This is a genomic window from Enterobacter sp. BIDMC93, from assembly GCF_001037805.1.
GTDB classification, from domain to species: domain Bacteria; phylum Pseudomonadota; class Gammaproteobacteria; order Enterobacterales; family Enterobacteriaceae; genus Enterobacter; species Enterobacter hormaechei_C.
This window is the reverse complement of record NZ_KQ089962.1, coordinates 1349188-1360603: the sequence shown is the minus strand read 5'-3', so window position 1 is coordinate 1360603 and position 11416 is coordinate 1349188. Positions and strand designations below refer to the sequence as shown.

The following is an 11416-nucleotide window of genomic DNA, read 5'->3' as shown; positions in this document are numbered from 1 at the left end:
TTGCCGTATCAGATGGCGACAGGAGCTTTAATGCCGGGATGCGGGTCGTAACCCTCAATCTCGAAATCATCAAAACGGTAATCGAAGATCGATTCCGGTTTACGTTTGATCACCAGCTTCGGCAATGCACGCGGTTCGCGCGTCAGCTGGAGATGCGTCTGTTCCATATGATTGCTGTAGAGGTGGGTATCACCGCCCGTCCAGACAAAATCGCCCACTTCAAGATCGCACTGCTGCGCCATCATGTGCACCAACAGCGCGTAGCTGGCGATGTTAAACGGCAGGCCGAGGAACACGTCGCAGGAGCGTTGATAGAGCTGGCAGGAGAGCTTGCCGTCCGCCACATAGAACTGGAAAAACGCGTGGCAAGGCGCCAGCGCCATTTTATCCAGTTCCCCCACGTTCCAGGCAGAGACAATGATACGGCGCGAGTCCGGGTCATTTTTCAGCTGGTTCATGACGGTCGTGATCTGGTCAATATGGCGGCCGTCCGGGGTAGGCCAGGCGCGCCATTGCTTGCCGTAGACCGGCCCCAGGTCGCCGTTCTCATCTGCCCACTCGTCCCAGATGGAGACATTGTTTTCATGCAGATAAGCAACGTTGGTATCGCCTTGCAGGAACCAGAGCAGTTCATGAATGATCGAGCGCAGATGGCAGCGCTTCGTTGTCACCAGAGGAAAGCCTTCTTGCAGATTGAAGCGCATCTGGTGGCCAAAAATGGAGAGCGTACCGGTGCCGGTGCGGTCGTTTTTCGGCGTGCCCTCGTCGAGCACTTTTTTCATCAATTCAAGATACTGTTTCATGATTCCTCAGGAAAGTTGTTGCTGTGGACGACGACGATACGCCCAAATCATCATAATGGCACCCGCGACAATCATCGGGATGGAGAGGATCTGCCCCATGCTGATGTACTGTACCCATTCACCGGTAAACTGCGCATCCGGCTGGCGGAAGAACTCGACGATGATACGAAACGCGCCGTAGCCAATCAGGAACAGACCAGAGACAGCCCCCATTGGACGCGGTTTGCGGATATACAGATTCAGGATAATGAACAGCACCACGCCTTCCAGCGCCAGCTCATAGAGCTGTGACATATGGCGCGGCAGAACGCCGTAGGTATCGAAAATGGACTGCCACTCAGGATGCGAAGGCAGCAGCGCGATATCTTCCGCGCGGGAGCCCGGAAACAGCATGGTAAACGGCACGCCCGGATCGACACGCCCCCACAGCTCACCGTTGATGAAGTTGCCCAGACGCCCTGCGCCCAGTCCAAACGGGATTAACGGCGCAATAAAATCAGCCACCTGGAAGAAGTTGCGTTTGGTGCGTCTGGCGAAGATCACCATGACAAGGATCACACCAATCAGCCCGCCGTGGAAGGACATGCCGCCGTCCCAGACGCGGAACAGATAGAGCGGGTCGTTCAGGAATACCGGGAAATTATAGAACAGGACATATCCGATACGACCACCCAGGAACACACCGAGGAAGCCGGCATAAAGCAGGTTTTCCACTTCGTTCTTCGTCCAGCCGCTACCCGGACGACTGGCGCGACGGCCAGCAAGCCACATGGCAAAAACGAAGCCCACCAGGTACATCAGTCCGTACCAGTGCAGCGCTACAGGTCCTATTGAGAAAATAACCGGATCGAATTCCGGAAAATGCAGATAACCACTGTTCATCTGTCACCACAAGATGTTGTTATTCCGCTGAAAGTGGACAGCGGGTGAATTGCATTCCCGCCGTTGGCAGGTGCTCCAAAGTTGCGAATCATAGCATAAGGCAGGCGCGGAGGATGCGCCTGAGATGTAAAAGATGTGTATAGGGTTTCATGCGCGCTGTTCCCCTCTCACCCCATTCCTCTCCCTCAAGGGAGAGGGGGTCGTCCGAGCCGTCATTATTTTGTGGGGATCAGCGGCCGCCGCGGATCAAACCGCCCATGCCGCGTCGCTCCATAAACGCAGCCACCTGATGGCGCACTTCGGCTGCCAGCTGTGCTTCCAGGCTACGCGCGGCCAGTTCGCGCGCCTCATCTTGTTCGATGTGACGTAACAGGTATTTCACACGCGCAACGGAACGTCCGTTCATTGACAGGTGACGGAAACCGAGACCAATCAGGATCGCCACGCACATCGGATCGCCGGCCATTTCACCGCACAGGCGCAGGTCGATATTATGCTGCTCGGCTTCGCGGGCGATCATCGCCAGGGCACGAAGCATCGCCGGATGCAGGCTATCGTAGATGCTGGCAACGCGCGTATTGTTGCGATCGACCGCCAGAATGTATTGCGTTAAGTCGTTGGTGCCAACGGAGATAAAATCAACGCGGGTCGCCAGCTGCGGCAACATAAAGACCATCGAAGGCACTTCAAGCATCACGCCGATACGGGGTTTAGGGATCGCATAGCCGATCATCTCTTCCACTTCGCGCCCTGCACGTTCTATCAACCGCCGCGCTTCGTCGATCTCGTCAATACTGGTGACCATCGGCAGCAAAATGCTGAGATTCCCCGTGGCCGCGTTGGCACGCAGCATCGCACGAACCTGGATAAGGAAGATTTCCGGCTGATCGAGGGTTATGCGGATCCCACGCCAGCCGAGGCAGGGATTCTCTTCACTGATGGGCATATAGGGCAGTTGCTTATCCGCGCCGACGTCCAGGGTGCGCAACGTGACGGGTTTATCGTTAAACATCTGCAACATGCCCTGATACTGCGCCACCTGCTCCTCTTCTGACGGGAAGCCGCTTTGCAGCATAAACGGTATTTCGGTGCGGTAGAGGCCGATGCCATCGATGCGGCTGCCGAGCTTCTCTTCATGCTCAGGGCTTAAGCCAGCATTGAGCATCACCTTCACACGCTCACCGCTCTTGAGCTGCGCGGGCAGGTTGACGTCATCTTCCGCCAGCTTGCTTAATTCATTCTCTTCGCTGATAAGACGCTGGTACTCCTGAAGGAGAACCGGCTCAGGATCCACCAGCAACTCACCGCGGTATCCGTCCACCACCAGCGTACGGCGGTGCAGTACGGAGGGCTGAATATCCGCCCCCATCACGGTCGGAATACCGAGCGCGCGCACCATAATGGCGGCATGGGAGTTAGCTGCGCCATCGCGCACCACTACGCCCGCCAGCCTGTCCTGCGGTAATTCCGCCAGCGTCGTCGCCGAGAGTTCATCGGCCACCAGTACAAACCGGCTCGGCCAGGCATTCGCCCCCTGAATAGTATCATCAAGGTGGAACAGCAGACGTTGCCCAAGCGCGCGTAAATCGCCGGCGCGCTCTTTCAGATAACCGTCAGTCAGCACCGCAAACTGCTCGGCAAATTTTTCAATGACCTTTTTAACCGCCCACTCTGCCACCGAACCTTTATCGACCTCGGCAAATAACTCACGACGCAAACGCGCATCGGAAAGCAGGTGTGAGTAGAGGTCGAAAATGGCCGCCGTCTCTTTTTGAGCGCCAGCGGCAAAGCGTTTGCTGTAGCGACGAAACTCATTCGCCGCCTCTTCCAGCGCAGCGGTAAGCCGTTCGCGCTCAAGCGCTTCATCCAGCGTCGAGGCTTCATAGACCTGCTCCATCAGGGGGAGCGTGGCATCCATCCAGCCTTCGGCAATCGCGACGCCCGGCGAGGCCGGAAGCGCGCGGATGCGGGTATGACGATACTGCCCAAAAAGGGCTGCCAGCTGAGACTGGGAGAGGATCGCAGCCATCTGCGTTGCCAGCGTGACGAGGAAAGACTCCTCGCTTTCATCGTACTGCCGCAACTCTCGTTGCTGGACAACAAGCACGCCAAGCAGTTGACGGCGCTGAATAATCGGCACGCCAAGGAAAGCGCGGAACCGCTCCTCTTTGACGGAAGGGATATATTTGAAGCTGGGATGTTTTTGCGCATCGGCAAGGTTGATTGGCTCCGCCAGTCGCCCGACCAGGCCAACAATACCTTCATCAAACGCGAGCGTGACGGTGCGTCCCCGTGGTTTTTTTAAACCGCGGGTTGCCATCAGGTAGTAGCAACGTCGGTCATGGTCGGCCAGGTAGACCGAACAGACCTCGGTTTCCATCGCAAGACAGATGTCCGTCACCAGAATATTCAGCGCCTCGTTGAGGCGAGGCGCACTGGCAACCTTTTCAACTATTTCTCGCAAGCGGGTGAGCATGATTTGCGTAGCTTAACCTCTTTTACGTCGCCAGGCAGGTGCGCTCTGTGGCTTCGGAGGCGTCTCCTGAAGCTGCATCACGACACTTGCGAACTCTTTCATCACCCTACGATATACATCGCGCTTAAATGACACGACCTGACGAACCGGATACCAGTAGCTTACCCAGCGCCAGCCATCAAACTCTGGCGTGCTGCTGGTTTGCATATTGATATCTGAATCGTTGCCCACCAACTGCAAAAGAAACCACTTCTGTTTCTGGCCGATACAAACCGGCTTTGTGTCCCAACGCACCAAACGTTTCGGTAACTTGTAACGCAACCAGTTGCGGGTCGAAGCCAGGATGCGAACATCTTTTCGGCTTAAACCAACCTCTTCAAACAGCTCCCGGTACATCGCTTGTTCTGGGGACTCTCCGGGATTGATCCCGCCTTGCGGGAACTGCCAGGAGTGCTGACCATATCGCCGGGCCCACATCACCTGGCCCTGACGATTACAAATTACTATTCCTACGTTTGGGCGGTAGCCATCGTCATCAATCACCGGACTACCCCAAACTAAATCTGATATATGAATGATTGTTTCACACTACAGGGAGGCGGTAAACCACTCTCTTACAGGCCTGCAACCTAATAACATTTGAATAACTCACAATTTAGTGCGGAGTTATAAACAGATTCGGGCGACAGAGACCTTTTTTATTCACCTTTTCTGTGGATATAGTTGTGAAGAAGTGCGGAATTACCGATGAACAACCTTGTAGCCCGACGAGCCGCCAATTTACCCCGCTTATAACAAATCATTTAAATTCATATGATTATATTGAAATTAAGGGTATCCAGGACGATAAACGTGACGATCATCACATCAAAGATCCTCCTGCTGATGAAAGATCGAACAGCGTCGGTTTTATCCACAGTTTGTGCCAATAAGTTAGGCACAATTTGTGTGAAAATTCGATTTTCATCGCACGTCAAGGCTGTAAATTGAAACAGTAGTGGCAGTTATTCCCAGTTATCCCATTTTTCTGTGGATAACATGGTGTAAGATCCTGTTTATTGTCAGTGACCAGAATTGCACAACCTGTTTTTTAGCCGCCGCGGGACGGATTGTATTCTAAAAAAGATGATATAAATCATCCACATGGAATAGGTGCACAGAAAAAGGTAAACTCTGTCCACAAGGGATAAAATATCAGCTCATTTTTTAATCAAAAGGTCGTTAGCATGCATTCTCTCGCCCCACTGCTCTCTCCTCCCGTCAGTGAAGCCCAGTTGCTCCAGCAGGCACAACGCCTGGCAGGCTATTCACTGGGCGAGCTGGCCGTGATGGCGGGGTTGACGATACCTAACGATCTAAAGCGTGATAAGGGCTGGATCGGCGTGTTGCTGGAACGCTGGCTGGGCGCAAGCGCGGGCAGTAAACCCGAGCAAGATTTTGCGGCGCTGGGGGTGGAACTGAAGACGATCCCCATCGATAGCCAGGGACGGCCGCTGGAAACCACCTTTGTCTGCGTTGCGCCGCTCACAGGTAACAGCGGAGTGACATGGGAAACCAGCCACGTCAGGCATAAGCTGAAGCGGGTGTTGTGGGTACCCGTTGAGGGCGACAGGCAGATCCCGCTGGCTGAGCGTCGCGTTGGCGCCCCGCTGCTCTGGAGCCCGAATGAAGAAGAGGAGAGACAGCTTTCCCAGGACTGGGAAGAGCTGATGGACATGATTGTGCTGGGACAGGTTGAGCGTATCACCGCCCGGCATGGCGAAGTGCTGCAACTTCGTCCCAAAGCCGCCAACAGCAAAGCGCTCACTGAAGCGGTAGGCGCACAGGGCGAACCGATCCTGACGCTGCCGCGCGGTTTCTATCTTAAAAAGAATTTCACCGGGGCGCTGCTGGCACGCCACTTCCTGTTGAAAACATAGTTTTTTACCAATTTTGCGCTCCGGCTAACATAATCTCCTCCTTTTTAAGATTTCCCCCCTTTCACCTGTCGTAATATCAGGTTATTACTACACTATGATTTGATACGAGCCAGGTGAGGATGAGAACGATGAAAAAATGGGCAGTAATTATCTCAGCAGTCGGTTTAGCGTTTGCGGTATCGGGTTGCAGCAGCGACTATGTCATGTCAACGAAAGATGGTCGTATGATCCTGACCGATGGCAAACCCGAAGTCGACGACGATACCGGTCTGGTGAGTTACCGCGATCGCGAAGGCAATCAAATGCAGATTAATCGCGACGAAGTCTCCCAGATCATCGAGCGTTAAACAGATAAAGGTCAGTAGCTTGCTGGCCTTTTTGATTTTTTCCTTCCCCTTTTGCCTTCCCTCTGCCATGTTTATATTCCTTTGTCGGGAGGTTCCTGACGCAGTCTGTATGTCTAAAAAAGGAAACCGGCTATGCATTATCACCGTATCCCCCACAGCGCTCTGGAGATCAGCCAACTGGGGTTGGGCACCATGACTTTTGGTGAACAAAACAGCGAAGCCGATGCCCATGCACAACTCGATTACGCCGTCAGCCAGGGCATTAACCTGATTGACGTGGCGGAGATGTACCCCGTTCCTCCCCGCCCGGAAACACAAGGTCTTACTGAAACGTATGTCGGCAACTGGCTGGCGAAACGCGGCAATCGCGAAAAGCTGGTCATCGCCTCCAAAGTCAGCGGCCCTTCCCGTAATAACGATGCCGGGATCCGCCCTAACCAGATCCTCGATCGCAAGAATATCCGTGCCGCGCTGGATGCCAGCCTCAAGCGCCTGCAAACCGACTATCTCGATCTTTATCAGGTGCACTGGCCGCAGCGTCCGACGAACTGCTTCGGTAAGCTTGGCTACACCTGGAACGAAAGTGCTCCGGCCGTTACCCTGCTGGAAACGCTGGAAGCGCTCACGGAGTGCCAGCGGGCGGGTAAGATCCGCTACATTGGCGTTTCCAACGAGACGGCGTTTGGCGTGATGCGCTATCTGCATCTGGCCGATAAACACGATCTGCCGCGCATAGTGACCATTCAGAACCCGTACAGCCTGCTGAACCGCAGTTATGAAGTGGGTCTGGCGGAGGTGACGCAGTACGAAGAGGTGGAGCTGCTCGCCTACTCTTGCCTGGGCTTCGGTACCCTGACGGGCAAATACCTGAACGGCGCGAAACCGGCTGGCGCGCGTAACACCCTTTTCAGCCGCTTCACCCGCTATAGCGGCGAGCAGACGCAAAAAGCCGTTGCGGCCTACGTGGATATCGCGAAACGCCACGGACTCGATCCGGCGCAGATGGCGCTGGCCTTCGTGCGTCGTCAGCCTTTTGTGGCGAGTACCCTGCTCGGCGCAACGACGATGGATCAGTTGAAAACCAATATTGAGAGTTTCCATCTGAACCTGAGTGAAGAGGTATTAGCGGAGATTGAAGCGGTGCATCAGGTTTATACCTACCCGGCACCGTAATAAAAGCAAAACGGCAACGTGCGTTGCCGTTTTTAGGGTTTTCACCCTCTCCCCGGGGAGAGGGCCGGGGTGAGGGCATCAGGCCGCACAATTCAACGACGACGCTGCCAGACCCACAGCCCGCTAATCGCCAGCGCGAACAGCGCGCCGAATCCTACCCCGATTGCCACGACCGGCGCACCTGCTTTTACCGCCAGCGAGTAAATCCCCAGCATCAGTAACATCGCCATGTTTTCACCAAGGTTTTGCACCGCAATGGCGTTACCCGCCCCAACGGTCTGCTTGCCGCGCTCCTGCAACAGCGCGTTTAGCGGCACCACAAAGAAACCGCCCAACATGCCGATCAGCAACAGCAGGGCATAGGCAGGCAATAGGGCATGTTGCAGGGAGAAGAACAGAACGCCGACGCCAATCAGGATCCCCGCAGGCATGCAGCGCGCGACGGTTTCCAGCGTCACCAGTTTTGCCGCAGCCCCGGCCCCGACAACAATCCCGACGGCGACCATGGCATTCAGATAAGTCGGCGTGGCGTTGTCAGTAATGCCCAGCGCCACCGGCACCCACAGCACCAGCAGGAAACGCAGCGTAACGCCGGCCCCCCAGAACATGCTGGTGCCCATCAGCGAGAAGCGTGTTTCACCGTTACGCCACAGTACGCGGCAGGCGTTGAAGAAGCTGCCGGTCATTGGCCCGAAGCGCCAGGATTGCCCCGGACGCGCCACGGCCAGTTTGGGGATAAACAGGTTGGCGATCACCGCGCCACCGTACATCAGGGCGCAGATGCCAAGCGCGGCGAGCACATGCCAGTCTGCCAGTACGCCACCCGCCACCGAACCCAGCAGAATAGCCGCAATGGTGGAGGACTCCATCAGGCTGTTGGCCTTCACCAGCTTATCACCGGTGGTGAGCTCACCCAGAATGCCGTACTTCGCCGGGGAGTAGGCTGCCGCACCAATGCCCACCAGCGTGTAGCCGACAAACGGGTTGATACCAAAGCAGATACTTGCCGCGCCCAGAAGCTTAAGGCTGTTGGCAAACATCATGACCCGACCTTTCGGGAAGCTGTCCGCCACCTGGCCGACAAACGGCGCAAATACGATGTAAGCACCCACAAACACCATCTGTAGGATCGGCTGGCTCCAGTCGGGATAAAACTCAGCTTTCAGCAATGCCAGCGTGGCAAACAGCAACGCGTTATCGCCGAACGCGGAAAGAAACTGGGCGGCGATAACCGCCATCATGCCTTTCGACCAGATTGAAGTGTTAGTGTGCACTGACTCACGCATTTTGCTGTTCTGCCTCTTCAACCATGCCCTTCAGGGTCACGAAATCGGGTTTACCGCTGCCCAGCACCGGTAACTGTTTGAGGTAACGAATATCGCGGGGAACCGCCAGCTCGGGGATACCGTGTTCGCGTGCATACCTGAGCAGCGCGTCACGCTTCAGTTCACCGTCTGTCGTGAAGAGCACCAGCGCCTCGCCTTTACCGGCATCACTTTTCACCACGGTCGCATGCATTTTCTCCGCCGAGACGGCGGTCGCCAGCGTTTCGACCATTTCAAGAGAGACCATTTCCCCGGCGATTTTGGCAAAGCGTTTTGCACGTCCCTGGATCTGCACGAAGCCCTGATCGTCGAAGCGCACGATATCGCCCGTGTCGTACCAGCCCGTTTCAACCTCGCCATTGACGTTCTCGGCCGTCGGCGCCTCAAGCACGCCCGGGTTTTCCACACGCAGATAGCCGTTCATGACGTTCGGCCCTTTCAGCTGAAGACGTCCGCCGTCTTCAATACCCGGCACCGCCAGCAGACGCGCATCCAGCCCCGGCAGAATGCGGCCAACCGTTCCCGGTTTTGCCGCCATCGGAACGTTGATGGAGACCACCGGCGCGCACTCCGTCACGCCATAGCCTTCCAGAATGCGCAGGCCAAACTTGTCCTGCCAGATCTGGCGCGTGCTGTCCTGGAGTTTTTCCGCGCCCGCCACCACGTAGCGTACGCGGAAGAAATCATACGGGTTGGCGAAGCGCGCGTAGTTACCGAGGAAGGTGGACGTCCCGAACAGCACCGTGCAGTTACGGTCATAAACCAGTTCCGGCACAATGCGGTAGTGCAGCGGGCTTGGGTAGAGGAACACCTCGGCACCGGTCAGCAGCGGCGTAAAGAGACCCACGGTCAGACCAAAGGAGTGGAACAGCGGCAGCGCCGACATAAAGCGATCGTTGGCGGTAAAGTCAGCAATAGTTTTAATCTGTTCGACGTTCGCCAGAATGCTTTTGTGGCTATGAACCACACCTTTTGGGTTGCCTTCAGAGCCGGAGGTAAAGAGGATAATGGCATCATCCTCCGGCTGCTGCTTAACCTGCGCCATACGCGGCATCAGCAGGTGCGCGAAAATCCACAGCTTGTCGGCGGTCGTGACGTCTGCTTTCAGATCTTCCAGGAACACCCAGCGCACCTGCGTCAGCTGTTCCGGCAGGTGCCACAGCTTGCCTTTATCCAGGAACTGGCGGGAGGTAAAGATGGTGTTGATTTGTGCTGCGGTAATCGCGCTGGAGAGCCCTTTCACGCCCGCCGTGTAGTTCATCATCGCCGGAATGCGGCCCCGGGAGACGGCACCAAAGATTACCGCCGCGCTGATACCCGCGTTTGGCAGCATCAGGCCGATCTTTTCGCCCTGTTTACTGTACTTTTCCAGGATACGCCCGACAAACAGCGTTTTGGTCAACAGCTTACGGTAGGTATCCGGCGTAAAATTGATGTCTTCGATGCAGTTTTTCTTCGCACCGTAGCGATACTGCGCCGACAGCAACGATTCATACAGCGTTTCGCGCGGGCGAACGGCCATGCGCGCTTCCATCATAATCTGGTGCAGCATTTCCCCGGCGATTTTACGGCGGTCGCGCGCGCGCGGCGCCTCGGGCATCGGCAGTGACGTCGGCGGTAATATATGCAGCGTAATTTTCGGGAACAGACGCTGCTTCACCAGCCCTTTCAGACGGCTGAAAAAGGTTAGCTCAGCCCCGTCGATGCGTAGCGGCACGACGGTGGCCTGAGACTTCGCCGCGACAAAACCGGCCCCGTCGTAAATTTTCATCAGGGAGCCCGTCACTGAAATACGCCCTTCCGGGAAGATAACCACCGGGCGCCCCTGCCCAACCAGACGCACCAGATGTTTAATCATCATCGGTTTGGTTGGGTCGAGCGGGACAAAATCAATCAGCGGTTTGAGCCAGCGCATGTACCATTTTTCACTGATGGAGCTGTAAACCGCGAAGACGGGCCGCACGGGCAAAAACAGCGCCAGCAATACGCCATCAAGAAAAGAGACGTGATTCGGTGTGATAAGCACACGCTCGCCATAGAGTGCCTGCGTATCGCCAGTCACGCGGATGCGAAACAGGACACGAAACAGTGTGCGGAAGAACCCAAAAAGCATTTCAACTCCCTTTGCCAGCCAGTGTGAAAGGTATAAATGGTGGCAGATTACACGAGAAGTAGTGAGGGAGCGATAGCAAAAACAGAGGCGAAAAAAAACCTGCGCATCCGCGCAGGTTGGTGCAAGAGAAGAGTACGAAAACGTACCAGGAATTCTCACCAATCAATACCTCTGGGATCTTGATTGTGGCCTCCGGCGACAGGCTTCGCCAGCGGGAAAACGCAAGGGAATGAGCCGAAGTGCAACCAGGTGTGAATATTCTCTTTTGCTGTTACAGGTTGAACTTACAGGCAAAAAAAAACCTGCGTAAAACGCAGGTTGGTGTAAATCGTGTTAATCAACCGAAGTTGATTCCACCTATCAATACCTCTGGGATCT

The 11416-nt window shown here is 55.6% G+C and carries 9 protein-coding genes; 3 read left to right on the top strand and 6 right to left on the bottom strand.

From position 1 onward, the window contains the following. Positions 1–8: 8 nt before the first annotated feature. The 4 genes from thyA to rppH form a co-directional block, all read right to left on the bottom strand. Positions 9–803, bottom strand: coding sequence for a thymidylate synthase (gene thyA / locus SK58_RS06455; RefSeq protein WP_015571751.1), 795 nt, complete (start codon positions 801–803; stop codon positions 9–11). Positions 804–809: 6 nt separating this feature from the next. Then, positions 810–1685: a prolipoprotein diacylglyceryl transferase gene (gene lgt, locus SK58_RS06450; RefSeq protein ID WP_045340076.1), complete on the bottom strand. Its 876-nt coding sequence runs from the start codon at positions 1683–1685 to the stop codon at positions 810–812. 229 nt (positions 1686–1914) lie between these two features. Continuing rightward, entirely contained in the window at positions 1915–4161 is a 2247-nt protein-coding gene (gene ptsP / locus SK58_RS06445) for a phosphoenolpyruvate--protein phosphotransferase (RefSeq protein ID WP_015571752.1), read from the bottom strand. 12 nt (positions 4162–4173) lie between these two features. Then, positions 4174–4704, bottom strand: a complete 531-nt coding sequence (gene rppH / locus SK58_RS06440; protein ID WP_003862791.1) for an RNA pyrophosphohydrolase — start codon at positions 4702–4704, stop codon at positions 4174–4176. Positions 4705–5387: 683 nt separating this feature from the next. Between rppH and mutH the strand changes: the two genes are divergently transcribed. From mutH to SK58_RS06425, 3 genes are all read left to right on the top strand, one after another. Beyond that, complete coding sequence (mutH, locus tag SK58_RS06435) at positions 5388–6080, top strand: DNA mismatch repair endonuclease MutH (protein WP_017692735.1); 693 nt, start codon at positions 5388–5390, stop codon at positions 6078–6080. 128 nt (positions 6081–6208) lie between these two features. Next, a complete protein-coding gene (locus tag SK58_RS06430; RefSeq protein WP_003862794.1) occupies positions 6209–6427 on the top strand; it encodes a YgdI/YgdR family lipoprotein in 219 nt (72 codons plus the stop codon). 132 nt (positions 6428–6559) lie between these two features. Further along, positions 6560–7600 (top strand): NADP(H)-dependent aldo-keto reductase, encoded by a 1041-nt coding sequence (locus tag SK58_RS06425; protein WP_015571754.1) that lies wholly within the window; start codon positions 6560–6562, stop codon positions 7598–7600. Between the two features lie 92 nt (positions 7601–7692). Here SK58_RS06425 and lplT read toward each other — a convergent pair whose 3' ends face one another. Further along, positions 7693–8886 carry a lysophospholipid transporter LplT gene (gene lplT, locus SK58_RS06420; protein WP_040118055.1) on the bottom strand — a complete coding sequence of 398 codons (1194 nt, stop codon included), beginning with the start codon at positions 8884–8886 and terminating at the stop codon, positions 7693–7695. After that, positions 8879–11038, bottom strand: a complete 2160-nt coding sequence (gene aas, locus SK58_RS06415) for a bifunctional acyl-ACP--phospholipid O-acyltransferase/long-chain-fatty-acid--ACP ligase (protein ID WP_048219546.1) — start codon at positions 11036–11038, stop codon at positions 8879–8881. The genes lplT and aas overlap by 8 nt, the downstream gene beginning before the upstream one ends. Between the last annotated feature and the right edge of the window lie 378 nt (positions 11039–11416).